The sequence below is a fragment of the Allobosea sp. 05T438 genome (genome assembly GCF_056396025.1).
The window spans coordinates 1-25,045 of record NZ_JBFTKQ010000007.1 but is presented as its reverse complement, the minus strand read 5'-3'; the positions used below and the strand labels follow the sequence as shown (position 1 = coordinate 25,045).

The 25,045-nt window shown below is 65.0% G+C and carries 21 protein-coding genes and 1 pseudogene; 12 read left to right on the top strand and 10 right to left on the bottom strand.

The genetic code is table 11. The features are described 5' to 3' along the window. Positions 1–105 precede the first annotated feature (105 nt). From AC1DIN_RS15690 to AC1DIN_RS15680, 3 genes are all read right to left on the bottom strand, one after another. Positions 106–1,353: a flavin-dependent oxidoreductase gene (locus AC1DIN_RS15690; protein WP_476810447.1), complete on the bottom strand. Its 1,248-nt coding sequence runs from the start codon at positions 1,351–1,353 to the stop codon at positions 106–108. A gap of 774 nt (positions 1,354–2,127) precedes the next feature. Further along, on the bottom strand, positions 2,128–2,352 hold the full coding sequence (locus AC1DIN_RS15685; protein ID WP_441472202.1) for a hypothetical protein: 225 nt from the start codon (positions 2,350–2,352) through the stop codon (positions 2,128–2,130). A 430-nt stretch (positions 2,353–2,782) separates the two neighbouring features. Continuing rightward, the gene (locus tag AC1DIN_RS15680; RefSeq protein ID WP_476810446.1) at positions 2,783–5,635 is read right to left on the bottom strand and encodes an ATP-binding protein; all 2,853 of its coding nucleotides are present in this window, start codon (positions 5,633–5,635) and stop codon (positions 2,783–2,785) included. A 299-nt stretch (positions 5,636–5,934) separates the two neighbouring features. Between AC1DIN_RS15680 and AC1DIN_RS15675 the strand changes: the two genes are divergently transcribed. The 4 genes from AC1DIN_RS15675 (at position 5,935) to AC1DIN_RS15660 (ending at position 9,144) form a co-directional block, all read left to right on the top strand. Next, positions 5,935–7,212 carry an epoxide hydrolase family protein gene (locus AC1DIN_RS15675; protein ID WP_476810445.1) on the top strand — a complete coding sequence of 426 codons (1,278 nt, stop codon included), beginning with the start codon at positions 5,935–5,937 and terminating at the stop codon, positions 7,210–7,212. Positions 7,213–7,285: 73 nt separating this feature from the next. Then, positions 7,286–7,813, top strand: a complete 528-nt coding sequence (locus AC1DIN_RS15670) for a hypothetical protein (RefSeq protein WP_476810444.1) — start codon at positions 7,286–7,288, stop codon at positions 7,811–7,813. Between the two features lie 37 nt (positions 7,814–7,850). Continuing rightward, positions 7,851–8,498, top strand: coding sequence for a cysteine hydrolase family protein (locus AC1DIN_RS15665; RefSeq protein WP_441472205.1), 648 nt, complete (start codon positions 7,851–7,853; stop codon positions 8,496–8,498). 223 nt (positions 8,499–8,721) lie between these two features. Then, on the top strand, positions 8,722–9,144 hold the full coding sequence (locus tag AC1DIN_RS15660; protein WP_441472405.1) for an organic hydroperoxide resistance protein: 423 nt from the start codon (positions 8,722–8,724) through the stop codon (positions 9,142–9,144). A 74-nt stretch (positions 9,145–9,218) separates the two neighbouring features. Here AC1DIN_RS15660 and AC1DIN_RS15655 read toward each other — a convergent pair whose 3' ends face one another. From AC1DIN_RS15655 to AC1DIN_RS15630, 6 genes are all read right to left on the bottom strand, one after another. Beyond that, entirely contained in the window at positions 9,219–10,325 is a 1,107-nt protein-coding gene (locus AC1DIN_RS15655) for an LssY C-terminal domain-containing protein (protein WP_476810443.1), read from the bottom strand. 176 nt (positions 10,326–10,501) lie between these two features. Further along, entirely contained in the window at positions 10,502–11,617 is a 1,116-nt protein-coding gene (locus AC1DIN_RS15650; protein ID WP_476810442.1) for a DUF2218 domain-containing protein, read from the bottom strand. 46 nt (positions 11,618–11,663) lie between these two features. Next, positions 11,664–12,773 carry an ABC transporter substrate-binding protein gene (locus tag AC1DIN_RS15645; protein WP_476810441.1) on the bottom strand — a complete coding sequence of 370 codons (1,110 nt, stop codon included), beginning with the start codon at positions 12,771–12,773 and terminating at the stop codon, positions 11,664–11,666. Continuing rightward, entirely contained in the window at positions 12,770–13,615 is an 846-nt protein-coding gene (locus AC1DIN_RS15640) for an alpha/beta hydrolase (protein ID WP_476810440.1), read from the bottom strand. Before AC1DIN_RS15640 ends, AC1DIN_RS15645 begins: the two co-directional genes overlap by 4 nt. 9 nt (positions 13,616–13,624) lie before the next feature. After that, complete coding sequence (locus tag AC1DIN_RS15635) at positions 13,625–15,802, bottom strand: TonB-dependent siderophore receptor (RefSeq protein ID WP_476810439.1); 2,178 nt, start codon at positions 15,800–15,802, stop codon at positions 13,625–13,627. A gap of 166 nt (positions 15,803–15,968) precedes the next feature. Then, positions 15,969–16,838: a helix-turn-helix transcriptional regulator gene (locus AC1DIN_RS15630; protein ID WP_476810438.1), complete on the bottom strand. Its 870-nt coding sequence runs from the start codon at positions 16,836–16,838 to the stop codon at positions 15,969–15,971. 488 nt (positions 16,839–17,326) lie between these two features. Between AC1DIN_RS15630 and AC1DIN_RS15625 the strand changes: the two genes are divergently transcribed. Both AC1DIN_RS15625 and AC1DIN_RS15620 read left to right on the top strand, forming a co-directional pair. Continuing rightward, positions 17,327–18,607, top strand: coding sequence for a cysteine desulfurase-like protein (locus AC1DIN_RS15625; protein ID WP_476810437.1), 1,281 nt, complete (start codon positions 17,327–17,329; stop codon positions 18,605–18,607). 37 nt (positions 18,608–18,644) lie between these two features. Continuing rightward, positions 18,645–19,532, top strand: a complete 888-nt coding sequence (locus AC1DIN_RS15620; protein WP_476810436.1) for a helix-turn-helix domain-containing protein — start codon at positions 18,645–18,647, stop codon at positions 19,530–19,532. Positions 19,533–19,573: 41 nt separating this feature from the next. On the opposite strand, the gene AC1DIN_RS15615 is transcribed toward AC1DIN_RS15620, so the two are convergent. Next, positions 19,574–20,674: a pyridoxal phosphate-dependent aminotransferase gene (locus AC1DIN_RS15615; RefSeq protein ID WP_476810623.1), complete on the bottom strand. Its 1,101-nt coding sequence runs from the start codon at positions 20,672–20,674 to the stop codon at positions 19,574–19,576. A gap of 203 nt (positions 20,675–20,877) precedes the next feature. Between AC1DIN_RS15615 and AC1DIN_RS15610 the strand changes: the two genes are divergently transcribed. From AC1DIN_RS15610 to AC1DIN_RS15585, 6 genes and pseudogenes are all read left to right on the top strand, one after another. Beyond that, positions 20,878–21,696, top strand: coding sequence for a transporter substrate-binding domain-containing protein (locus AC1DIN_RS15610; protein WP_476810435.1), 819 nt, complete (start codon positions 20,878–20,880; stop codon positions 21,694–21,696). Positions 21,697–21,759: 63 nt separating this feature from the next. Further along, a complete protein-coding gene (locus AC1DIN_RS15605; protein ID WP_476810434.1) occupies positions 21,760–22,455 on the top strand; it encodes an ABC transporter permease in 696 nt (231 codons plus the stop codon). Continuing rightward, positions 22,452–23,153 carry an ABC transporter permease gene (locus AC1DIN_RS15600; RefSeq protein WP_476810433.1) on the top strand — a complete coding sequence of 234 codons (702 nt, stop codon included), beginning with the start codon at positions 22,452–22,454 and terminating at the stop codon, positions 23,151–23,153. Before AC1DIN_RS15605 ends, AC1DIN_RS15600 begins: the two co-directional genes overlap by 4 nt. Further along, positions 23,150–23,890, top strand: a complete 741-nt coding sequence (locus AC1DIN_RS15595) for an amino acid ABC transporter ATP-binding protein (protein ID WP_476810432.1) — start codon at positions 23,150–23,152, stop codon at positions 23,888–23,890. The genes AC1DIN_RS15600 and AC1DIN_RS15595 overlap by 4 nt, the downstream gene beginning before the upstream one ends. Before the next feature lie 9 nt (positions 23,891–23,899). Next, positions 23,900–24,685, top strand: coding sequence for an inositol monophosphatase family protein (locus AC1DIN_RS15590; RefSeq protein WP_476810431.1), 786 nt, complete (start codon positions 23,900–23,902; stop codon positions 24,683–24,685). A 97-nt stretch (positions 24,686–24,782) separates the two neighbouring features. Continuing rightward, positions 24,783–25,045: pseudogene (locus tag AC1DIN_RS15585) on the top strand (hypothetical protein); the annotation flags it as partial.

Genomic DNA, 25,045 nt, shown 5'->3' with positions numbered 1-25,045 from the left:
CGACGTGGATGGTCGGGGCAAGCCCGACCATGACGGGGACCGCATGTTCATGGATTCCGAGTTCGCCGTTTTACGGCGCCCCGGAATGACGGCGCGGTACCGGCTCTACCCTTTGCGCGCCGCAAGCTGCTCGGCCGAGAAGCCCGCTTTGCCGGCATAGGATTTCACGATCTGCTCGCGCTTGGCATAGCCGAGCACGCGCTCGACATCGTCGAAGCCGTTCGGCGCCAACGCCTCTACCGCGTCGATGACACGTTCCGGCCCACCGACGCGGTTCATCGCCACCACCTCGGCCGTCGCGGGCAGACGCTGCGCTTCATAGGCAGCCAGCGCCTGGCGCGGATGCTCGGCTTTCACCAGCCAGTCGGCGAGGCAGCGCGCATCGAGGATCGCCTGCGAGGCGCCGTTGGAGCCGACCGGATACATCGGATGCGCGGCATCGCCGAGCAGCGTGACGCGGCCATGGGTCCAGCGCGGCAGCGGATCGCGGTCGCACATCGGATATTCCCAGAAGGTCGAGGTCGCGCGGATCAGCCCGAGAATATCCATGCCCGGCACGCTGAAGCGGCGCGCGAAGGGCAGCACGTCCTCGAGGCGACCGGGCTTCGACCACGCCTCCTTCGGCGGCGGTCGCTCGGGATCGCCATTGCGGATATTGACGACCCAGTTGGTCAGCCGCGTCTTCGCGCTCGCTCCCTTGCCGATCGGGTAGAGCACCAGCTTGCCGGCCATGCCGCCGGCGATGATCATGCTCTCGCCGTCGAGGAAGGTCGGCCACTCGCAGGCGCCGCGCCACATCTGGACGCCCTGCCAGCGCGGCGACCCCTGGTTCCGGAAATAGAAGGCCCGCACGGCCGAGTGGATGCCGTCCGCGCCGATCAGGATGTCGCCGCGCGCCGTCTCGCCTGCCTCGCCGAAGCGGGCATCGCTGAAATGGGCGGAGACGCCGCCCTCGTCCTGCAGGAAGCCGAGCAGTCGGCGGCCGGTGCGGATCGCATTCTCGCCCAGCCGCTCTGCAAGGGCGTCGCGGATGACGCGCTGGAGCCGCCCGCGATGGATCGAGAACTGCGGCACCGGCGCGCCTGCATGCAGGCCGCGCGGCTCGCGCCAGACCGCCTGCCCGAAGCGGTTCATGTAGATCAGTTCGCGCGTGCGGATGCCGGCCTCGTCCAGCGTCGGCAGCAGGCCGAGATCGGCCAGCTCGCGAATGGCATGCGGCAGCGTGTTGATCCCGACGCCGACCTCCCGGATCTCGCTGGCCTGCTCGTAGACCGTCGCTGCGATCCCGCGCGCATGAAGCATCAGCGCCAGCGTCAACCCGCCGATGCCGCCACCAACGATGATCACCCGCATATGCCCGTTCCCCTGGGTCTAATATTTTAAGTTTGAAATATAGCCGTTTGCATTGTCAATCGCCGATGGCGGTCTCGCCAGGCCGGCACCGGAACAAGGACGCGATGGGACGACGAAAGCCGGGTCCCGCTTCGGTGCCCCGGGATTGCTTCTGAATCGAACGGTCGCGCTTTCGCCCTCGAAGACTGATCGGTTCCGAGGGAAATCGAACGCAGCACAACTTGCCGAAGAGATGGCCGGAAAAGTGTGGGTCGCCAGAGCATCAGCGTTACCCAAAGGGAACTTCCGCCGCCCCATTCGCGTTATTCGGTTGCGCGGCGTACAAGCCTAGCACCGCGCCACCTGAAGGGAGCCGGCCTTCCTATTCCGGCCCCCTTCTTTTGTTTTTTTTGCCCCAAGCGACCCGTCCTCAGGGTATCGCTGGCAGAATGTCTCGGGCGGCGGTGCCAAGAAAGCGTGTGACCGCATCAAGCCGCAAGTCGTCAGCCTGGACCAGACGAAGCGGGATTGCGCCTTTTGCTGTGGGGAGATCATTCGACCACTTCGATGATCTTGCGCGTGCCCGGCTCGCTCGGGATCGTCTTGCCGTTGACGACAGCGAAGCGGTACGGCGCAACGCCGACAACAGAAGACAAGCTCTGCAAAGCCGCCGAGGACGGCAGGGCGGTGCCATGCCGATCAAGGTCGGCTAGGGCCGGTCCGTGCCCGAGGCGCGCATATGAACGGCGGTTGACCCGTCGTCGACCCGCCGGCGGATTTCGTGAGCTCCGGCTATCATTCCTGCCCGGCGATATCGGAGACGCCCTCCTCCGGCTGTTCGGAGGCCTTCCGCCCGACGCCGCGCATCATCGCGATCGAATCCTCATAGACCTTGATCGCATGGGAGAGCGCTTCAAGCTCTCGCTCCTGCTCGCTTCCCGCTGTGGCGCCGCTCAAAGCCTGGACGCGTTTTACCGCGGCGACGCATTCGTCCGGGTTGCGGATGATCAGCTGCTTCATGGCTACTCCCCTTTCGGAGTTGGGTTCGTTCCCATTCTCGCTGCGCCGACGCGCTCATCGTGCCCACGCACATCGCCTCGCGACGTCAGGTTCTTGGAACAGACAGACCGAGCACCGGCATCTGAACTAGATATCGGGAGTGGGGAGATCCTCCGCCAGATCATCCGCACGAATGACGGCGTGGCGAACGCAGTTGCTGCGCCAAATCTCCGCTCGTCGGAATCCCCTTGCTCGTGCCAAGCCGACCGTTGCGGGCCGGACCATCGTCCCATCCGGATCACAGGCGCGGTGGGGATCCGGCTTCTGGGCAGAGGGATAGGCCGACCCATCCACGGATGAACAAGCCGGACCTCTCGCCAGGAGCGGGGCAGCGTATGCGACGGCCGGGGCCGGATCAGATCCGGAGTTCGTGAAGACCTGAACGAGCCCGCTACTCCAACCTTGCGAGTACTTTGGCAGCCGCGGTCAGGTCTGGAGTATCGCCGCCGTCCGTGAACTGCTCGACGACTGGTCGCAGGAGCGCATGGGCTTCAGCCGCGCGACCCTGCCGGTCCCAGTGGGATGCAAGGTCGGTCGCGGCTCGGACCTCCCACGCTCTCGTTCCCTGGGTCCGGGATAGTTCCAGGGACCGCGCGAAGTAAGCCTCCGCCTCCGTGTGGCTCAATTCGGGAGCCGCGGCGAGAATGCTGCCTTTCAGGCGCAGAAGTTCGGGAAGGTAGGATTTGCAGCCCTTCACTTCGATCATCCGTTCCGTTTCCTCCACAAGCCTCCAAGCGTCAGCATGGCGACCGGCTACCTTGAGCCCCGAGGCGAGGACGATCTGGAAGCGTGTCGTGAAGAGTTCGAAGCGCGCCTCATGAAGCTTCTCGATATGCTTTCGCAGCATCGCCACGCCCGCTTCGACATCGCCACGCCGGATCACGAGTTCGGCCTTGAACGCATTGCCCATGTGAAGATACGGCTCAAATGCGTGCGTTTCTGCGCGCGAAATAAACGAGTTCAGATGTTCCTCCGCAAGATCGAGGTCGCCGAGCCACAAGAGTGCCGCGACGGCGTTCAGTACGATCCCGAATGCAATCGGATGACGGATCGCTTCTGCTTCCCTGAAGGCTTGTTCTACGGCTTTACGCGCCTGTGCGGGATAGCCTTGCATCCAGAGCGTAGTCACCCAGCCGATTTCGGCCCAGCTATAGTAGTCGAAGCCGAAATGAATTTGCCGGCTGGTTGCCGGGTTTTGAGGTTCGAGAGCGGATTTTAGCTCCGAGCGCGCATCGGCAAGCCGACCCGTGACGCTGAAGGTGAGGCCGAGCAGAGTATGGGCAAGTGAGGTCGCGACGGCATCATCCAGCGTGCCCGCGATATCCGAACAGCGCTCGGCGCATCGCATGCAGTTTCCATACTCCCCGCTTCGCAGATGATAGATGAACAGTGGCCCCAGCAGGCGCACCGCGTTGAGGTGGTCCGCGCGCGTTTCGGCGATCTCGAAGCTTCTCTCCAGCGCCGCAAGTGTTGCCTCGTCGTGTCCACGCGTGAACATCAGGGACACGCCGAATGAGGCCTGCAGCTGCATTTCCTCGCCGCTGCCCCGGTTTGTCTCGTCGAGGGCCCGCAGCGCCCGTTCGGTCCAACGATGGCATTCGGGCAGCAGGCCCATCGCGCGGAAAACCGGAGCTGCGGCGGCGGCAAGTCCAATCCCGACTTGCGCATCCCCGTTATCGGTGAAGCACCATTCCAGTGCCGCGTGCACATTGTTGAGGGCGGCGTAGTGCGGTGCCCGCTCCACCCCCGTCGATAGCGACGACCACTCGCTTCCGTTCTGCTCCAGCCACCTCCGGTAATACGAGGCGTGGCGAGCGGCCAACTCCGTCCGCTCTGCTTTGTCCGTGGTGAGATTAATCGCATAAGAGCGTGTCGTATCGAGCAGACGGTAACGCATCATCGCGCCAAGGGGGCGCGTGGCGACCATCGACTTTTCGACGAGGCTGTCGATCGCCGCAAAGACTGCGGCCGTGTCGAGCGTATCGTTCGTCACCACTTCCAACGCCGCATCAAGCGTGAAATGCCCAACGAAGACCGCGAGCCGGCGCAGCACTGCGCGCTCCAGGTCGGAGAGGAGGCCATAACTCCAGTCGAGCGTCGCCTGCAGCGTCTGCTGGCGCGGCGGGGCGGTGCGCAGTCCGTGCCAGAGGAGCGTCAGCCGCTGCTCCAGCAGGGCCGCCGTCTGCTCGAGCCCGTACGTCTCGACACGTCTGGCCGCAAGCTCGATGGCAAGCGCGACACCATCGAGCTTGCGGCAGATGTGACAGACGATTGCGACCTCCAAATCTCCCACGTCGAGGCGCGCGCCGCTCGCCGCTGCGCGCTCGAGGAAAAGTTGCGTCGCTGGAAACTGCTGCATATCGCTGACCGCAAGCCTCGGCGCCTCGGGCGGACAGGCCAACGCGTCCAGCCTGTAGACGCGCTCGCCCCCGACGCGCAGAGCCTCTCGGCTTGTTGCGAGAATTTGCAGCTGCGGCGCGGCCTCCAGAATGGCCGCCACCATCGCGGCTATCGCTTCGACGAGATGTTCGCACGTATCGAGGACCAGCAGGAGACGCTTGTCTTTCAGAAATCGGATGAGGTCCTGCGTCGGGTCCTCGGCCTGCACCGGCAGGCCCAGCAGGGACGCTACAGACGTCGCAGCCAATCTGGGATCGCTGATGACGCCGAAGTCTACGAACAGCACATGTTCTGCGAAGCTCTCCGCCACCCGATGGGCCGTGGCAATCGCCACAGTGGTTTTGCCGACGCCGCCGGGGCCGACGATGGTGACGAAACGGCACTCCGCCAGTTGCTCGGTCAGTTCAAGAACATCGGCATCCCGGCCGATCATCCGCCCGAGACGCGGCGGCAGGTTGGCGTGTGAGAAATGCAGTGGGCGGGCCTTCACGCCGTTACGGTCAACGGGCCTGCCTGTAACAGGAGCGACGAAGCAGTAACCTCGGCCCGGAACAGTGGTGATGTAGCGTGCACCGTGCTGGCCGTCTCCGAGCACCCTGCGCAGGCCTGTCATGTGAAACCGCAGGCTGCCTTCCTCGACGCGCGCGTCAGGCCAGACCTCAGCCATCAGTTCCTTCTTGCTGACGATCTCGTTGGGCCGCGCCACGAGCGCAATCAGCAGGTCCAGAGGACGCCCGCCCATTCTGACGGGCACGCCGTGTTTGGTGAGCAACCTTTCGCTGACGGACAGCCTGAACGGACCGAAGAGAAATCCCGCGCTGTCTCCGCTCACCGCGCTTGCCATGGCGTCATCTTTCGCGTCGGCGCTTGCTCTGGCGTGGTTAGGGCGATCGCCCGGCCAAATTTTGGCCGGAGAAACTAGGAGCCGGATACGGCCGGATGGCAAGTGCTCTTCGTTAGTCGCCGCGCGGCGGAAGATCGGCCCCCACTCCGAAGACCTAATAGTTCCTCACAAGCCATAACGAGCCAGGCGCGGCCTTCTCCGGCAGTGTCCGGGCAGCACCAGGGTGCAGGTGGCATTTCCCAACCGAGGAGCGGGCCATGTCTGAGGATTCAATCGGCAAGATCGATCAGGACCGCCGCATGGTTCTGGGGGCCGCGATGGGAATTGCGGCCGTCGGCTCGGCGGGCCTGCTGCCGTCGCCTCTCTCCGCAGCGCCGGCACGCGACGCTATTCGTCCATTTCACGTGAAGTTTGAGGAGGCGCAGCTTGCCGACCTGCGTCGGCGCGTTGCTGCGACGCGCTGGCCCGATCGGGAGACGGTTGCGGGCGACACGCAGGGCGTGCAGCTGGCAACCGCCCGCAAGCTCGCCGCATATTGGGCGCATGACTACGACTGGCGCCGGGTGGAGGCTCGGCTCAACGCTCTGCCGCAGTTCATCACCGAGGTAGACGGTCTCGACATCCACTTCATCCATGTCCGGTCGAGGCACGATAATGCGCTTCCGATCATCATCACGCACGGGTGGCCGGGCTCGATCATCGAGCAGCTCAAGATCATCGAGCCCCTGACCAATCCGACGGCCCACGGCGGCAGCGCGTCCGATGCGTTCCATGTCGTGATTCCCTCGCTGCCGGGCTATGGATTTTCTGGCAAACCGCGGGAGCCGGGCTGGAATCCACCTCGCATCGCCAAGGCCTGGGCCGTGCTGATGCAGCGCCTCGGCTACACGAAATATGTCGCCCAGGGTGGCGATTGGGGCAATGCCATCACTGAACTGATGGCGGTGCAGGAACCGCCGGGACTGGTAGGCATCCACACCAACATGGCGGCCACCGTGCCAGCCGAGATCTCCAAGGCTCTTGCCGCAGGAGGACCGGCGCCGGCTGAGTTGTCGCCTGACGAGAAGCGGGCCTGGGACCAGCTCGACGATTTCAACAAGAACGGGTTGGGTTATGCGATCGAGATGAACAACCGGCCGCAGACTCTCTACGGCATCGTGGATTCGCCGATCGGCCTCGCCGCCTGGATGCTCGACCACGACATCCGCAGCTACCAGATGATCGCTCGTTCCTTCGATGGCCAAAAAGAGGGACTGACCCCCGAAGATGTGCTCGACAACATCACGCTCTACTGGCTGACGAACACCGCGATCTCGTCGGCGCGCCTCTATTGGGACAACGCGCATTTTCCCAGCGGCGGCTTCTTCGATCCGCGTGGCATCAAGATTCCAGTCGCGGTCAGTGCCTTTCCGGACGAGATCTACCAGGCGCCGAAAAGCTGGGCGGAAAAAGCCTATGCCAACCTCATTTTCTACAACCGACCCAACAAGGGTGGTCACTTTGCAGCCTGGGAGCAACCAATGCTGCTGACCGCCGACCTGCGGACCGCTTTCAGGCCGCTTCGCAAATCAAATTGACGGCTGCAGCCGCGCGTTCGATCCGCGCCGCCATTCCTACGCATGCGCCCCCATCTCGCGAAGGAGAAAGACCATGAGCGACAACCAGATCGTCGATTCCAGCTTTTCAGCAATCATCAATGCGCCGATCGAGAAAATCGACCTTCCGACATGGTGCTTCTCACTTCCGGAGAAGGACTATCAGGGATGCTCGCCGGCTCACATCGCCGCTGGTTTCACGACGGCGCCGGATGGCAGGCGCATGTCGATCAATGTCGAGACGATCGGTGGCAGCCTGATGGTCCAGCACTACGTCGAAACCCGTGGCGACAAGGACCATCTCATCCTCGACTCCGAGTCCGACGTCTTTACGCCTACCGGCCGAACCAGCATCCATGTGACCTGGGAGTTGAGCGTCAAGGCGATCGACAAGGAGCGGTGCGAGTTCACCAATCGCGTGCAGTCGTTCGCGACCGCCGAAATGCTGGCCTTCCTGGACCGGCAAGGGATCCCCTTCGACATCTTCCGCACGCAGCGCCAGCCGATGTCCATCGCGCACAACAAGGGCGAGACGCCTTTGTTCGCAGCCAGCATCGAACGCGCTGCGCTCGAGAACGACTGATGATCCAGGGCGGTGGCCGCCGCGAGGGGAGAGTGCCATGACGGATCTATCCTACGACCCGAACATCACCGGTCTCCTAGTGGTGGATCCATACAACGACTTCATTTCCGAAGGCGGCAAGATCTGGCCACGTATCAAGGCTGTGGCCGAGGCGAACAACTGTGTCCCGCATATGGAGCAGATCCTGAAGGCCGCGCGCGAAGCGAAGCTTCGGGTGTTCTTCGCCATGCACCACCGTTATCGTCCCGGTGACTACGAGAACTGGAAATATATCGCCCCCGTCCAACGTCTCGCCTGGCAGCGCAAAAGCTTCGAATACGGCACCTGGGGCGGCGAGTTCAAAGCCGAGTTCCTTCCGGCGTCGGGCGAGGTTGTCGCATCCGAGCACTGGTGTTCCAGCGGCTTTGCCAACACGGACCTCGATCTGGAACTGAAGAGGCACGGCATTCACCGGCTCATCGTGATCGGGCTGGTCGCCCACACCTGCATCGAGGCGACAGTCCGCTTCGCCGCCGAACTTGGCTACGACGTGACGGTCGTCAAAGACGCTGTCGCCGACTACTCCGACGAGATGATGCACGCCGCACTGGAGATCAACATGCCCAACTACGCCAGCGCCATCGTGACGACGAGGGAGATCCTCGCCGCTCTGTCGGTTGCGACTGCCGAAGCCGTCGCTCATTAGGCCCGAGCAGGGCTGCCGGCGAGGTGCGGATCTTTAGAGCCCGGCCCGCTTCCCTCACCGTTCAATCGGGCACCGGCATCATCGCAATGCGCCGAGCGAAGAGTTCTCGCATGAACGCCTCGGGAAGCCTTCGCCGACGCGATCATGGATATCGCAGAAGCAGGATCGAAAGTGCCTGACGACAGGCCGCGCATGGCTCATTCCAACCCCAAACGAGGAGTGCATCATGAACAATTCCAAGGTCCTTTACACCGCCCGGACCCACACCAGCGGCGGGCGCGAGGCCGGCGTCGCGCGAAGCTCCGACGGACACCTCGACGTCAGGCTTTCCACGCCAGGCACACCCGGGACGGGCACGAATCCCGAGCAATTATTCGCGGCCGGGTGGTCGGCCTGCTTCGAAAGCGCGATCGCAATCGTCGCCCAGAAAAAGCGCATCAAGATCGAGGGTGACGTCACGCTCGACGCCGAGGTCGACCTGAATTTTTCGAACGAGGACGGCTATTCTCTGACCGCACGCCTCAATGTTGGCATCCCCGGCGTGGACCGGCAGGTCGCTCAGTCCTTGGTCGATGAGGCGCATCAGATTTGCCCGTACTCCAAGGCCACACGTGGAAACATAGACGTCTCGATCAGGCTGATCTGAACAAGACCACCTGAAAAGCTTGATCCGGGCGCGCATCCACGAACTGAGATCGGCTCTCGACCCGAAGGCCGAGCTCAATCTGCGATTGCATCGCTGACGCCGTGCCAGATCTGATCCTTGAGCGTTATGAGCGGGGGCGCGGGAATCGTCACAGGCGGCTCGACTCGCCTGGTGCCATCGATCACCAGAGTGGCGATATGGATCTCCCCATCGGTATAGTAGGGATCGCCTTCCCCATTCCGGCCGAACAAGGTTGGGCCCACTCCGGAAATCTGGAAGAAGTCCTGGACCATGCCGGCCTTGCCGAGGTCACGCATCAGCATATCGCGCTCGGCGTCGATGTCGGGTGCAATGTGGTGCGTCACCTGACCGGTGTCATGACTGAAGCCGACGCCCCGGTCGAAAGTGACTGAGCCGAGCCAGACCGGCCGCCCGCCATTCCCCTTCTCAAGGACCATCCAGAAGCGCACGTGGTGTCGGCGGTCCGCACTCGTACCCTCGGGTTTTTCGAACGCGAGCTGTTCTTTTCTTCCATCGTAGTACAGCGGACTGACAGGCGCCTCATGATAGGGCCGGTCGAGTACCACGCTGCCGACAATCTCGATGCTCGTCCGCAACGTAATCGGGTCTGCCGGATACCAGCCTGCCGCATGCATGGCGCGGAGGGCATCATCCTTGCTGCCGACGAACCCGACATTAAGCGCGTCGCCTGGGATACCGCTTGCGGTGCGTGTCACCATGGCCAAGGAGGCGAGGCCCGGCTCATGTTCATGGTGACGCCACAGGAGGGGCAGTATCAGATAGGCAAGCAGCAGGTAGCCGACGAGCACACCTGTCAGAACGATCCACCACCGTCGCCTGCTCGCGATCTGTCCCATTGCCGACATCAACTCGATTGCGATCCCCGCATTCTGTGGGGCGCCCCGCTGGAGAAATTCGGTGCCTGTGCTGACGTTATGAGCAGCGTATCGGCGGACCCGTTCTCGGTCCAGCACAAGACGTTCGAACGAACTCCACTCACAGAACCAGGTACGCATCAGCAGGCCGGCGATGCACGAGATCGCTAGCCCGGCGTGAGCCAACACTGGCCATAATGCGACGCCGACCGGCCTCAACCCCAGCCAGGCCATGACGAGGACCGCGACCACGCCGATATTGTAGGGCAGTAGGGCCGTGACCACCCCCTGCCCGCGCCGGAGGCTGCGCGATCTCGGGCACAGGCTACGCCGAGAGCGAGCAGCGGATTGGACCGCTTCCGCAGGTCGGGAGCGCCTCGCATCGCCTTGGATTTCGGTAGCGCGATCAGGTGTTTTCTTGAGCTTCGAAGCCAGAAAACCTCCATCCGCCGGTCGATTACTTAAGAAGGGGCTGTCACTTTCCCGGAATCGGCCGCCGTTCGCTTTTCCGCAGCGTGCTGCTCCTCGGCCATGCCGGCGCGCCAGTAGCTGACGACGAGATGCCGGTCCCGATCGGGCCGCAACCGCGTGCGTGCGCCGGCGCGGAGGCGCAGGAAGGTCGCGTGCTCCGCCGCCGCCCAGAGATAGACGTCGGGGCCATCGACGGGCCAGGACAGTTCCTCGAAAGCCTCGGCGAGACGGGAGCCAGTCTGGGCCCCGCGGTGCAACCAACGCAGGGCCATGCCGGCGGGCCTGGCCAAGGCCTGTTCCTCCGCGGCACCAGCGACTTCGACAATGGCGAGGCCAGTGGCATCGGCGGGGAGGGCGGCGAGCATTCGGCCCACGGCCGGCAGGCCGGTCTCGTCTGCGAGAAAGATATGGCGCTGTGCCTTGCGCAGTCCGCGTCCACCGGGGCCGGCCATGCCGATGCGGTCGCCCGGTCTGGCTTTTGCCGCGAAGGTCGAGCCCGGCCCTGCATCGTCATGGAGCACGAAATCGATTGCGAGCGTGCCGGCCGCGGGGTCGATGGCGCGGATCGTGTACTTGCGGATCGCAGGGCGCTGCTCCGACGGCAGGGCGATGGGCAGACCGTCTTCGCCCAGCATCGGCCAGACCGGCTCGGCGAGCCCGGATGGCGGGATGAACAGCCGGACATGCAACGCTCCGAGCGAATCGAAGCGATCAAGCGCTTCGCCGGCAAAATGGATGCGGCGCATATGCGGCGTCAGCGTTTCGACCGCCGTCACCGCGAGGATGCGGAAATCGGGCGCGAGCGAGGGACCTGTGCCGTCGCCACTCCAGCGGATTTCCGGCCGGGCCTGGTTCTGCGCGAACGCGATGACGTGGCTGGCGATGGCGGAGCGCAGGGCGCGCAACGCTGCGAGGCCGGGCGCCTCGACCATGACCTCCAGCTCGCCGGCATGCGGCTTCAGCGTGGCCGTGGCGCCTTCCAACGTGATGCGCGTCGCCTCGGGGCCGGCTTCGACGGTCGCGTCGTGTTCGACCAGATGGGCGCAGAGCGGCGTCAGGACCGCAAGAGGATCGGCCAGGGCGATCCGGGCGCGGGTTGCGAGCATCGCGGTCTCCATCAGGTGCGGAATGAGGGGGCGGCGGCTGGATGGCTCAAGGCTCGATCCAGAGCGTGCCGTCGAGCGGGATCGCCGAGAAGGCGGCGGCCTCGGCCATCGTCGCGGCCGGGTCGATGTCGGCAAAGCGGGCGGGGTGCAGCCATTTGGCCAATCGCTCGATTGCGACGACATGCAGCGGTGTGTCGTTGAACAGATGCCAGAGCCCGTAGGCGCGGCGTTCGGACACCGCCTTGAGCGTCGCGATGCCGGGGCTCGCGAGCAGGCGCCGGAAGCTCTCCTGCGCTGTGGCAGGGTCGACGCCGAGGCCGAGCACCAGCCCGCCCTGCTTCGCCAGATGCGTCCCGCCCGTCGCGACGTAAAACTGCGGATCGGAGACGAGGAGCTGTTCGAGGCTGATCTGCCCGGTCGCGCCGGGCACGAGCGCGGTCGCGATATTGCGGCCGCCGGCGGCGGTGATGAAATCGTCGAGCGTGCCGCGGCCCGGCGACATGCAGCATTCGATGCCGCCGGCATGGGCGTGGATGAAGACGTCGGGAACCGGCGCACCTTTGATGCGCTCTGCGATCATGCGCAGCCGCCCTTGATAGAAGGAGATCAGCTGTTCGCTGCGCTTCTCCTGCCCGATCAGCGTGCCGAGCAATCTGAGACTCGGCACGGTGTCCTTGAGCGGATCGAGGAAGAAGTCGATCACTGCGACGGGAATGCCGGCGGCCTCGAAGCGCTCGACCAGGTCGCCCGGTCCGCGCCGGGTGCCGGCGAGCGAGCGGCTCAGCACCATCAGGTCGGGCGCCAGCGTGATCGCCTGCTCGAAGGAGAAACCGCCCTGCGTCGCGCCGTCGCCGACCAGCGGCAGGGCTTCGATGGCGGGAAAGCGTGCCTGATAGCGTGCGAAGGTGTCCGGGCTCTGGCGGCGATAGTCGCTGCCCCAGCCCGCGAGGATGCTGACCGGGTCCGGATGGATCAGGCCCAGCGCATTGATCTGCCGGCCCTGCCCAAGGACGATGCGCTTGGCCGGTGCCTTGAGCGTGATGGTGCGGCCAAGCACGTCGGTCGCAGTGACGGCCTGCGCGCGGGCGGGGTGGATCAGCGCCGGCGCAGCAATGGCGCCGAGCATCAGCGAGCGGCGGGAAAGCGCGAAGCTCATGCCGCCCTCCGTCCGGAGGAGCCCGGTGCGGCGAGTGCGAAGCCGACGGCCCGTGAGAGCATGGCCGGGATCACCGAGACATGGTTCTCGCCGGGCCATTCGACGAACGAGCTCGCTACCCGCCCGGAGGCGGAGAGGCGCGCCGCCATTTCCGCGGCGTTGTCGCGCATGCGCGCCATGGCCCGCCGCTCGCGCCGGCGCGGATCGTCGTTGCCCGTTTCGTTCTGTTCCGCCCCGCCGACCGCGATCATCAGCCGGCCGGCACAGCCGGTGCCGGAGCGAAAGCGCTCTTCCGCCAGCAGGATCGCCCGCTCGTTCCACCAGATCGACGGGCTGCCGGCGACGTGGGCGCCGAACAGGCCGGGGCGCGTGAACAGCGTCTGAAGCGCGAACAGGCCGCCATAGGAATGGCCGACGAGCGTGCGGCGGTTCGGATCGAGGACCGCAATGTGTTCGGCCACTGCCGGCAAAATCTCATCGACGATGGTCGCCAGGAAGCGGTCGGCGCCGCCTTCGACCGGCAGCAGATCGCGCTGCCGGCGCTCGGCATCGAAGGGAGCCTCGCCCGGATAGCCGATACCGACGATCACGGCCGGCTCGATACCGGTCACGTCGGTGCGGATGGCCTGCAACCGCGCCGCTGTGACAGCCGTGGCGAACAGGGCCTGCCCGTCGACCAGCACGATCGTGGGATAGCCCGCGGCCGGCGGCGGCGCATCCGGCCACGCGACCAGGATGCGATAGGGGGAGCCGTCTCGCGAGGTCAGGTCGAAGGTTCCGGTCTGCGCCAATGCGAATGGCGCGAGTTCCGCCCGGGCAAGCCGATTATCGTCGAAAGGCACGCGAGACCCTCACCATTTGTAGGACAGCGTCGCCAGCACGGTCCGGCGCAGGCCGAAGGAGCACTGCACGGCGGCGTAGCAGCCGGAGACATACTCCTTGTCGAAGAGGTTCTGCGCGTTCACCTGCAGCTTCCAGCCCTTGAGCGCGGGGTTCGCGAGCCCGAACTCGTAGCTGATCGCGGCATCGACCAGCGTGTAGGCGTCGGTCCAGAAGGTGTTGCCGGGATCGCCGGCTCCGCCGCCGACATAGCGCACGCCCGCTCCCAGGCCAAGGCCGGCGAAGAGGCCTGTCCTGAAGGTGTAATGAGCCCAGAGCGCGGCCATGTTGCGCGGCACCACCGGAGGCCGCTTGCCGAGATCGACGCCGCTGCTCTTCGTCACCTCGGCATCGGTGTAGGTATAGGCAGCGACGAGGTCGAGATCCTCGAACAGGCGGGCGCGGGCCTCGAGCTCGACGCCCCGGGCGCGCACCTCGCCGGTCTGGACCGAGAAGCCAACATGGGCGGTGTCGGTCGTCAGCACGTTGCTCTGGGTGAGCTGGTAGACCGAGCCCTGCAGCAGGATGTTGCTGCCCGGCGGCTCGTATTTGAGGCCGGCTTCATACTGCTCCCCTTCCGTCGGCCTGAAGGGCGCGCCGGCGAAGGTCGTGCCCGCCTGCGGCTCGAAGGAGGTCGAGTAGCTGACATAGGGCGCAAGGCCATTGTCGAAATTGTACATCAGGGCGATGCGGCCGGTGCGGGCATCGTCATCCTGCTTCGTCAGGACGCCGGTGCTCAGCGCGCGGGTGCGCGCCATGGCGCGATCGAAGCGGCCGCCGACCAGAAGCGACAGCCGGTCGAGCTTGATCTGGTCCTGGATGTAGAGGCCGTATTGCTGCGTCGTCTGGTCGGTGCCGGCGAGTGCCGGCAGGGCGAAGGGCGTGCGGCCATAGACCGGGTTGGTGAAGTCGAGGTTCTGGGCCGTGCCGCCGGCGCCTGTCCAGGCATTGCCATCCGTCCAGTAGCCGTCAGCCCCGAGCAGCAGCGTGTGCGTCAGCGGGCCGGTGCGGAAGTCGGCCTGGAGCTGGTTGTCGACGCCCGCGGTGCGCGCCTTCTCGTTCGACATGGTGACGCGGCGCGTCAACGTCTTCTGGTCCGCTGCGATGCCGCCGACCGCCACTGTCCGGAAACGTGATTCGAGATCGGAATAGCGAACGTTCTGGCGGAAGCTGAAGACGTCGTTGAAGCGGTGCTCGAAGGTGTAACCGATATTGAGCTGGTTGCGGCTGTAGCCTTCGAAGTTCGGCTCGCCGGGGAAGAACTCGCTGCGGATGCGGCCGGCCTTGCTCGGCAACACCGTGCCGATCGCCGGGATGAAGCCGTAGAAGCCGGTTTCGGGGTCGCGCTGGAACGAGGTGAGCAGGGTAAAACTGGTGGCGCCGTTCGGGCGGTAGGTCACGGAGGGAGCGATGAAGATGCGCTCGTCCCGGGTGTAGTCGACCTGGGTGTCCGCGGCCCGTCCCAGGCCGACGACGCGATAAAGCCAGGTCTTGGCCGGGTCGATGGGGCCGCCGACATCGAAGGCCATCTCCGCACGCTGATCGGTGCCGTACCGGAACTGGATCTCGCCATGGGGCACGTCGAGCGGGCGCTTCGAGACGAGGTTGACGAGGCCGCCGGGCTTTACCTGCCCGAAAATGACAGAAGACGGGCCGCGCAGAACCTCGATGCGCTCGAGCCCCCAGGGCTCGTAGCTCGGAACCAGGAAGTTGACGCCGCGCTGATAGCGCAGCCCGTCGAGATAGTTGACGAAGCCAGCACCGGTGCCGGCGCCGCCGAAGCCGCGGATGAAGACGCTGTCATAGCGGCCGCCGGAGGAGAGCCGGGTTTCGCCGAGAACACCGGGCGTATAGCGCAGGGCCTGGCTGACGGTGGTCGCGGCCTGGTCGTCCATCTGGTCGCGGGTGACGATGCTGACGGCCTGCGGAGTCTCGATCAGAGGGGTGTCGGTCTTCGTCGCCGTGTCGCTGCGCCGCGCGATATAGCCGTCGACCGGGCCGGAGGCGCGCTCGCCCTGCACCTCGATGGTGTCGAGGCTGACCGTGCCGCCCTGCTGCTGCTGCGCGCTGGCGCCGTCCGCGATCGTCATCGCAGCGGCCGCGACGCCGAACATCAGCGCTGCACGCGCCCGGACCGGAACTCCTGTCATGATCAAATCCTTGCCCGCCGCCGGATCGCGGCCCACCGACCGCGTTTCTTTCAAGAACCGGCACGTGCTCGCAATGCGTTCGACTTTCGCTCGCGGCAGTATTTCTTTCGGGGCAGTTTCGAATGGCTCGAATGCAAAGAGCCGGCCGAATTCCGGCATTGCACGACTATCGCAATGCGCTCGGTTGCAAGCCGAAGCGGCGGCGAAACAGCCCGGAAAAATGCGCCGGCGTATAGCCGACCCGGAAGGCCGCTTCGGCGACGCTTGCCTCGCCGCTCGCGATCAATGCATGCGCATGCTGAAGCCGCTGCTCCTGCAGGTAACCGAAGACGCTGGCGCCGAATTCGCTGCGGAAGGCGGCGGTCAGCTTCGTCGGATTGAGGCCGCTGGCGCGCGCCAGCTCGGCGAGGCTCGGCGGTTCGCGCATCGCGGCCAGCAGCAGATCGCGCGCCAGATGCACCTGCTCGCGCGTCCGGCCGGGCAGGCGCCGCGTGCGCTGGGCCGGCGGGCCGAGCAACTCGTCGAGCGCATGCGCCGCCAGCTCCAGCGCCTTGCCGCCGAGATAGAGTGGCCGCAGCGGTTCCGCGACCGGGCAATCGGCCATCTGTTGGGCGAGGGCGCGCAGCACCGTTCCGGCCGGGCGCACCCAGATGCCGGCATCGACGCAGCCGGCCAGAGCGAACAGGCGCTTCATCGGCACCGAAAATTCCTGCTCGACGAAATTAAGCTCGAGCTGCATCAGCGCGCAGCGCAGCGAGCCGCCGGTGATGCCCGTGCGCTGCTGGACGTGCTCGCCGGTATTTGCCGCGATCAGCAAGGCCGGGCCCTCGATCGTCAGCGGCGGCCGATCGTCGAGTTCGAGGGACTGGCGGCCGTCGAGCATCACCGCGATCTTGAGGCCGCGCCGCATCGGCCCGATGATGCGCTCGCCCGAGGTCACCGGGAATGCCCCGGCGGACAGGGCCAGGTTATCGGAGAAGAGCTGAAGCGGCGTCGCCGGGGTGGGACGCTGAAGCGGAAGCGGATTGGGAACCATCATATCCTCGTAACCCGGCCAAAATAGCAGGGCGAGGAAAAATATCAATTAAATCAATATTTTACACATTCTAAGAAAAAGGAAGCTTCTGGGAAGCCGATTCTCGTGTCGGCAGCAAACACGCGATACCGGACCTCGCCAACGCCGCACCCCAAAGCCGCAACGCGCTGGTCATCTGGGTCCTCCTGCCGTTCTGGACGAGTTTCGGACCTTCGCCTGGATGATCCTTCCGGGGCGGAACCGAGCGGTCAACCAGCTCCTGCTGGCGCTCGATATCGTCGACGCCTCGACCTGGCCGCGCATGCGATGCTGCCGTCCGCAGTCATGACGATCCTGCCAGCACTCTGGATCTGGCCCGAAGGCGGCTCGGGGTGCTTCACCATGGACCTCCCCCCCGGGGATGATGGTCAGCCGCCTCGCGATCGGACTAGCTGGAAGGAGCATGGCGAAGGCCGATGCGGTTTCCAGATCTCGTCCGAGGCGATCGAATGAACTCCCAAGCGCTGCCCCAGACTTTCCCCGTCGAGACCGTGCGTGCACGCTTTCCGGCGCTGTCGCAGACATCCCGCCCGCCGATCTATCTCGACAACCCGGCCGGAACGCTGGTGCCGCAGCCCGTCATCGATGCCGTCGCCGGGGCGATGGCGGAAGCGAGCAGCAATCTCGGTGGCTCCTTCGCCGGCTCGAAGCGGGCTGACGCGATCTGGCTGGCGGCTCACCGCGCTGTCGCCGATCTGCTCGGCGCCGCCAGCGAACGCGAAATCGTCATCGGCCAGAACATGACGACGCTAACTCTGCATCTGTCGCGCTCGATCGGCCGCCTGTTCGCCCCGGGTGACGAGATTATCCTCACCCGCATGGAGCATGAGGGCAATGTCTCGCCCTGGCTGTTGCTCGCGCGCGACCTCGGCCTGACCGTGAAGTGGCTGCCGTTCAACCGCGAGACCTGGCGCATCGAGCCGGCGGACCTCGCCCCGCTGCTGAGCAGCAGCACGCGCCTGCTCGCGCTCAACTTCGCCAGCAACATGACCGGATCGGTCAACGATGTCGCGACCCTGAGTGCCATGGCGCGGAAGGCCGGAGCGCTCGTCTATGTCGATGCCGTGCAGCTCGTCCCACACCGCTTGCCCGACGTCGCAACGCTCGGCTGCGACATGCTCGCCTGCTCGTCCTACAAGTTCTTCGGCCCGCATCTCGGCATGGTCTGGGGGCGCGAACCGCTGCTGACGCAGCTCGAACCCTACAAGGTGCGCTGCGCCAGCGACGCCCTGCCGGAACGCTTCGAGACCGGCACGCCGCAGACGGAGTTGCTGGCGGGCTTGGCCGCGACGGTCGACTATCTCGCCTGGCTCGGAGACATCACCGGCCACGGCGGCTCACGCCGTGACAAGCTCCTCGGGGGCTATCGCAGCTTCGAGGCCTATGAGAATCGGCTGATGCATCGCCTGATCAGCGGGCTCCGGGGGCTGCCCGGCATCACCATCATGGGCATATCGGACCCCGCGGCATTCGCCCATCGCGTGCCGACGATTTCCTTCACCCACGACACGATCTCGACCCATGTGTTCGCCAAGGCCCTGGCCGAGCGCGAGATCTATGCCTGGTCGGGCCATAATTTCGCGCTTGAGCCGGCCCGCCTGCTCGGGCTCGACGAGGATGAGGGCGTGGTGCGGCTCGGCATCGCTCATTACAACACGGCCGAGGAGATCGAGCGGACGCTCGCCGCCATCGCCGAGATTGTTGGGGCGGATGCCCGCATGCTAGCCTGAAGCGGCGGGCGGCGCACCGGAACGGGGGTATGTCGCGTTGAATCATCTGGCGGAAAAGGTCGCGGCGTTCAACGCGAGCGCTGCGAAGGCGATCGATCGCTGCGACCGTTCCGACGCCCCCTATCTCCTGCTCGACGCCATCAACCACGTCGTGCCGTTCAAATTCGCGATGTCGGTGGTCTATCGGCGCGACGCGGCGCCGGTTTATGTCGCCGACACATTCCCGGACCGGACGGGCAAGCGGGCGCTCGAGCTCTACATCGAGGGCACCTACCTCCTGAATCCCGTCTACAACGCCTATCTCGGCGGCCTGAAGGCCGGTGTCTATCGCCTGCGCGATCTCGCTCCCGACGCCTATTTCAGCTCCGATCACTATCGGCAGTTCAAGGTCCAGCAACAGGCCGACGAAGAGCTGGGCTATCGTACCTATGGCTGGCCGGCCGGCATGGAGGAGGTGGTCATCGCCATCGAGCTGCCGAAGAACGAGCTCGCCGAGATCAGTTTCTATCGGCGCGTCAGCCTCGGCGGCTTCTCCGACACCGATTGCGACACGCTCTGTGCCATCGAGCCGCTGGTCAGCGCGATCTACCGGCGCATCTGGCAGCATTGCGGCAAGGACAGCAAATCCGAGGCGCGCTGGACCTCCTTCGACGCCTTGCTCGGCGATTTCGGCAAGGGCCAGCTCAGCCCGCGCGAATGCAATGTCGCGCATATGATTCTGAAGGGGCATTCGAGCGAGTCGATCAGCCGCAACCTCGGCATTTCCGTCACGACGGTGAAGACGCACCGTCAGAACCTCTATGCCAAGCTCGGCCTTTCGACGCAGCAGGAGCTGTTCTCGCTGTTCCTGATGTCCCTGCAGAAGCAGAGGGGAACAGCGTTGGTCGGCAGTGACCAGGCTCCGCGCCAAGCGGAGTCTGGTTGATCGGAGCCCTCCCGGCGGGGCCGGCGCTCAGCGCCGCCGGCTTACCGCAAGGTTTCGCGGATCGAGGCCGAAATCCCGTCCAGCCCTTCCGAAAGCTGGGGCAGCGTCGGCCAGCCGAAGCCGATGCGGAAATAATTGTCGGGCATCTCGAACCAGTGCCCCGCGCCGACATAGGTGCCATGAACGCTGTAGAGCCGCTGGTAGAAGGCCGGCAGGTCGATCTTCACATCGGGCCTGATGCGCGGCAGGCAGACGCAACCGCCCTCGGGCTCGACCCATTCCATGAATTCGTCGCGCGCGATCCAGTCGCGGACGATCTCGAATCCTTGCCGGATCAGGCGGTTGTTCGGTCCGAGCCAATCCTGGCGCTGGGTGAGGGCGACATAGCCGACATATTCGTCGATCATGCTGCCGGAGATGCCGATCTGCTCCTTCGCAGCCAGGAAGGTCTGCATAAGGACGGGGTCCTTGCAGATCAGCCAGCCGATGCGGATGCCGGGAATGCCGTAGGTCTTCGACAGTGACGAGACGCTGATCACGCGCGGGCTCAGCGACGCCGCCACGGGCAGAACGGGTCCGAAGGTCATCTCGCGATAGGTCTCGTCGAAGAGCAGCAGGCAGCCCTTGCGCTCGACCAGGGCGACCAGCGCGCGAAGCTCCGCCTCGCTGATCATCACGCCGCTCGGATTATGCGGGTAGGTGACGGAAACATATCGGGTATTCGGCCGAATGGCGGCATCGATCTTATCGAGATCGAGGCGAAAGCCGGCCTCGAAATCGAGATCGATGAAGCTGATGTCGCAGCCGATCGCCCGTGGCGTCTCGATATTGGTGGCGTAGTTGGGGCGCACCACGACGAGGTGCTGATCGGCGTCGAGCAGCGATGTCGCGACGATGAAGAGCGCCGCCGAAGCGCCAGCCGTAATCAGCACATCCTCGGCCCCGAGGTCCGTGCCAAGGCCGGCCACCGTGTCGCGCAGGTCGATGCTGCCCTTGTGGTCGCCATAGCAGAGAAGCACGTCGTTGAGGTTGACGTTGAGATCGCCCAACCGCCGGTCGGCGACTGAACTTTCCGAGAGATTGCGCCGGATCGTCTCGTAACCGAGCTGTTCCGGTGCTTCGATTTCAATCGGCATGCGCACGAATTTCAAGATCGGCCTCCCCAGGCAACGGATCGCTTTGCCCGAAACCTACGCAGCCTCGCTGGCCCCGCACCATCCTCCCTCAGGGGGATAACATCCCCTCTTCGATCGGTCGAAACTGCGCCGGCTAGATGAGGGCGCGCAGGAGACGCAACCCGTCTGACGATCGAGATGAAAAGACAATTCCGAGAAGGGGAAGCGGCATGGCGATCAAAAACTGGCTTCTGTCGGCGGCGTTCATGGCCCTCGGCACGCTCAACGCAGTGACGGCCCAGGCGGAGACGCTTCGGGTCGGCATGGAATGCACCTACGCACCGTTCAACTACCGCACGCCCGGCGGCCAGATGGCCGGCTATGACGTCGACGTTGCCAAAGGCGTCGCCGAGCTGATCAAAGTCGATCTGCAGTATGTCTGCCAGCAATGGGACGGCATGGTTCCGGCTCTGCTCGCCAACAAGTTCGACATCATCGTCGCGTCGATGTCGATCACCGACGAACGCCTGCAGAAGATGGATTTCTCCATCCCCTACCGCGTCTCCATCGGCCGTTTCCTCGGTCCCAAGGGCAAGAACCTCAAGCTCTTCGACGAGGCCGGAAAGCCAAACCCGGCCGCCTTCAAGGGGCTTATGGTCGGCGTCGAACGCGCCTCGACCTACGCGAAATGGATCGAAGCCAAGCTGCCGGGCGCCACCATCCAGCTCTATGACGGCGCCCAGGCCATGCTGCTCGACCTGCGCAACGGCCGCGTCGACATCGCCATCACCAATCCGATGAAGGCCTATCTCGACTTTCTCTCCACCGATCAAGGTGCCAAGTTCGAGTTCGTTTCGCCCGCCATCGACGAGCGCGAATTCTTCGGCATCGGCGTCGGTATCGGCATCAGCAAGGGCCAGGACGAACTGAAGAACCGGATCGACGGCGCGCTGAAGACGTTGATCGCGAATGGCTCGCTCGAGAAGTACAGCCGCAAATATTTCCCCTTCTCCATCAGCCCGGACAATTGGAAGGGCGTCGGCCAGTAACTGACGCCAACGGGCTCAACGGGCCGGCAATGCCGGCTCGTTTCCGGATGAAGGGGAGGGATAATGGCCGCGCTTTCCGGCTGGTGGGATGATTTCTTCTTCGGGACCCTGACGGTTCTGAGGGTTTTCGTGGCCGCTCTCATCCTGGCGGTGATCTTCGGCCTGGTCGGCTCGAGCGCCAAGCTGTCGCGCAGCCGCCTCGCGCGGACGCTGGCGAAGGCCTATACGGTGGTCTTCCGTGGCACGCCCGAACTGGTCGTGTTGCTGCTGTTCTACTTCGGCATCGCCGTCGTATTGACCAAGCTCGCCCATCTCTATGATCCGCAGATCAAATTCGTCGACATGCCGCCCTTCTGGGCCGGCGCGCTCGCGATCGGCCTGATCGTCGGCTCCTACATGACCGAGACCTTCCGCGGCGCCTTTCTCGGCGTCCCGCACGGCCAGGTCGAGGCCGCCTTGGCCCTCGGCCTGACCAGGAGCCAGACCTTCTTCTACGTGCGGATGCCGCAGATGTGGCGCCTCGCCTTGCCGAACTTCGGAAACCACATGCTGTCGGTGATGAAGGATACGGCCCTGATCTCGGTCATCGGCCTCGAAGAGATCGTGTTCGTCGGCGAGATGGCCACCTCCGTCACGCACAAGCCCTTCCTGATGTACATGACGGTCGCCGCGATCTACCTCGCCATCACGACGGCCATCACCCTGATCGTCTGGGCGCTGGAGCGCTACGCGAACCGCCATATGGAGGCGGCGCGATGAGCTTCGATGTCGCCCTGATCCTGTCGAGCCTGCCGCAGATCGCCGCCGGCATCGGCCTGACTCTCAAGCTGCTCTTCCTGTCGATGTTCTTCGGGCTGATGCTCGCCATCGTCATCCTGCTCCTGCGCATCTGCGGGCGCTGGTATCTGACCTGGCCGGCGAAGGCCTATATCTACTTCCTGCGCGGCACGCCGATCCTGGTGCAGCTCTTCATCATCTATCACGGCCTGCCGCAGTTCGAGGCGGTGCGGGAAAGCATCTTCTGGCCGCTGTTGCGCCAGCCTTTCGGCTGCTGCGTCCTTGCGCTCACGCTCAACAGCTCGGCCTATATCTCCGAGATCCTGCGGGGCGGCGTGCTCGGCGTCGACAAGGGCGTCAACGAGGCCGCCCGCGCGCTCGGCCTCTCGCCGCGCCAGCGCTTCGTCTACATCACCACGCCGATCGCCGTGCGCCTGGCGCTGCCGGCCTACAGCAACGAATTCATTTCGATGATGAAGGCGACCGCGCTCGCCAGCACCGTGACGCTGATGGAGATCACCGGCGTCGCACGCACCATCGTCTCCAAGACCTTCGCGCCGTTCGAGATCTTCATCGCGGCGGCGCTGATCTACCTGGTCATGGCCTGGTTCTTCCAGTTCTGCTTCGGCCATCTGGAAGCCTATGCCAGCCGCTATGTGAAGAGGGATGCCTCGGCATGACATCGCCCGCGCAGATCACGCTGGACAAGGTGTCCAAGAATTTCGGCAGCTTCCGGGCGCTGAAGGAGGTCAGCCTCGACGTCGCCAAGGGCGAGAAGCTCGTCGTCTGCGGCCCCTCCGGTTCCGGCAAATCGACGATGATCCGCTGCATCAACGGGCTGGAGAGCCATGACAGCGGTCGCATCACCGTCAACGGCACCGCGCTGACGGACGAACGCAGCGCCGTCGCCGTGCGCCGCGAGGTCGGCATGGTGTTCCAGAGCTTCAACCTCTTCCCGCATCTGACCGTGGTGAAGAATCTGATGCTGGCCCAACGCCTCGTCCGCCGGAAGGACAAGGAGACGGCCCGCGAGACCGCCATGGGCTATCTCAAGCGCGTCCGCATCGCAGACCAGGCCGACAAATACCCGATCCAGCTTTCGGGAGGCCAGCAGCAGCGCGTCGCCATCGCCCGCGCGCTCTGCATGAACCCGCAGATCATGCTCTTCGACGAGCCGACCTCGGCGCTCGACCCCGAGATGATCTCGGAGGTTCTGGACGTGATGACCGATCTCGCGCGCGACGGCATGACCATGGTCTGCGTCACCCATGAGATGGGCTTTGCCCGCTCGGTGGCCGACCGCATCGTCTTCATGGATGCCGGCGAGATCGTCGAGACCGCCACGCCCCATGACTTCTTTTCCAAGCCGAGAAGCGAGCGCGCCCGCCAGTTCCTCGGCCAGATCCTCTCGCACTGAGTGACCGACATGACCGACGCCATCGCCACCGAACTCCTGGCCTTCGCCGGCCGGCTTGCCGATGAAGGCCGCGCCATCGTTGCCGAAGCCGTGCAGGCGACTCATACGATCGACTACAAGGCCGACCAGAGCTTCGTCACCGCGACCGACCGAGCCATCGAGAAGCGCCTGCGCGAACGCATCGAGGCCGCCTATCCGGATCACGGCATCCTCGGCGAGGAGTTCGGCTCCTATGGCCTCGACCGCGAATTCGTCTGGGTCATCGATCCGATCGACGGCACCGCCGCCTTCATCGCCGGCATTCCGGTCTATGGCATCCTGATCGGCATTGCGCGCGCCGCCCGACCCTGGCTCGGCGTCATGGATCTGCCGGCGACGCGGGAACGCATGTCCGGCATCGCCGGCGTCTCGGCCGACCACAACGGCAAGCCCGTGCGCTGCAAGCCCTGCGACGGCCTGGAGCGGGCCTTCCTGACGAGCTCCAACCCGCGCTTCCTCACCGATGCGGAGCGCGCGGCCGTCGGGCGCCTCGACCGGACGGTCGCCTTCACCCAGTATGGCGGCAGCTGCTACTCCTATGGCTGCCTCGCGCGCGGCAATACGGACCTCGCCGTCGATGGCGGCCTGGATCCCTATGACGTCTTCGCGACTGCGGCGATCATCGAGGGCGCGGGCGGTGTCGTGAGTGACTGGGCCGGCAGGCCGATCGATCTGCACTGGAAGGGCCAGATCGCCGCGGCCGGCGATCGCAGCCTGCACGGTCATGCTCTGGCGAGACTGTCTGCCGCGAGTTGAACTGATCAGGCGACGCTAAGCGTCCAGCCTTGCTTGCGCCGCTGCACGCATGGCGGCGCATCGATCAATGCCGGCCGATGGGGCCCGGAGAGTAAGCATGACCGAGAGTTGGCTGGATGGCGTTTGCGCGCAGTTTGGCATTGTGGGCGATTTGAGTCGCTTTGGCGGCGAGTACGATCTCAACTTCCGTGGCCGGACGGGCGAGGGCGACGTCATCGTCAAGGCGATGCGCCCGCAGGGTGAGCCCGCCCTCGTCGACCAGCAATGCGCTGCGATCAATCATGCGCTCGCCGCCGATCCGACCCTGCCGCTGCCCCGCCTGCTTTCCACCGAAGGCAACCGCTTCTGGCAGAACGTTGC

Coding starts and splice junctions, on each gene's coding strand:
- AC1DIN_RS15685 (WP_441472202.1), bottom strand. CDS start 2,352: ATGAAGCAGCTGATCATCCGCAACCCGGACGAATGCGTCGCCGCGGTA.
- AC1DIN_RS15625 (WP_476810437.1), top strand. CDS start 17,327: ATGAACTCCCAAGCGCTGCCCCAGACTTTCCCCGTCGAGACCGTGCGT.
- AC1DIN_RS15665 (WP_441472205.1), top strand. CDS start 7,851: ATGACGGATCTATCCTACGACCCGAACATCACCGGTCTCCTAGTGGTG.
- AC1DIN_RS15645 (WP_476810441.1), bottom strand. CDS start 12,773: ATGAGCTTCGCGCTTTCCCGCCGCTCGCTGATGCTCGGCGCCATTGCT.
- AC1DIN_RS15680 (WP_476810446.1), bottom strand. CDS start 5,635: ATGGCAAGCGCGGTGAGCGGAGACAGCGCGGGATTTCTCTTCGGTCCG.
- AC1DIN_RS15600 (WP_476810433.1), top strand. CDS start 22,452: ATGAGCTTCGATGTCGCCCTGATCCTGTCGAGCCTGCCGCAGATCGCC.
- AC1DIN_RS15635 (WP_476810439.1), bottom strand. CDS start 15,802: ATGACAGGAGTTCCGGTCCGGGCGCGTGCAGCGCTGATGTTCGGCGTC.
- AC1DIN_RS15610 (WP_476810435.1), top strand. CDS start 20,878: ATGGCGATCAAAAACTGGCTTCTGTCGGCGGCGTTCATGGCCCTCGGC.
- AC1DIN_RS15605 (WP_476810434.1), top strand. CDS start 21,760: ATGGCCGCGCTTTCCGGCTGGTGGGATGATTTCTTCTTCGGGACCCTG.
- AC1DIN_RS15690 (WP_476810447.1), bottom strand. CDS start 1,353: ATGCGGGTGATCATCGTTGGTGGCGGCATCGGCGGGTTGACGCTGGCG.
- AC1DIN_RS15595 (WP_476810432.1), top strand. CDS start 23,150: ATGACATCGCCCGCGCAGATCACGCTGGACAAGGTGTCCAAGAATTTC.
- AC1DIN_RS15590 (WP_476810431.1), top strand. CDS start 23,900: ATGACCGACGCCATCGCCACCGAACTCCTGGCCTTCGCCGGCCGGCTT.
- AC1DIN_RS15630 (WP_476810438.1), bottom strand. CDS start 16,838: ATGGTTCCCAATCCGCTTCCGCTTCAGCGTCCCACCCCGGCGACGCCG.
- AC1DIN_RS15670 (WP_476810444.1), top strand. CDS start 7,286: ATGAGCGACAACCAGATCGTCGATTCCAGCTTTTCAGCAATCATCAAT.
- AC1DIN_RS15675 (WP_476810445.1), top strand. CDS start 5,935: ATGGTTCTGGGGGCCGCGATGGGAATTGCGGCCGTCGGCTCGGCGGGC.
- AC1DIN_RS15650 (WP_476810442.1), bottom strand. CDS start 11,617: ATGCTCGCAACCCGCGCCCGGATCGCCCTGGCCGATCCTCTTGCGGTC.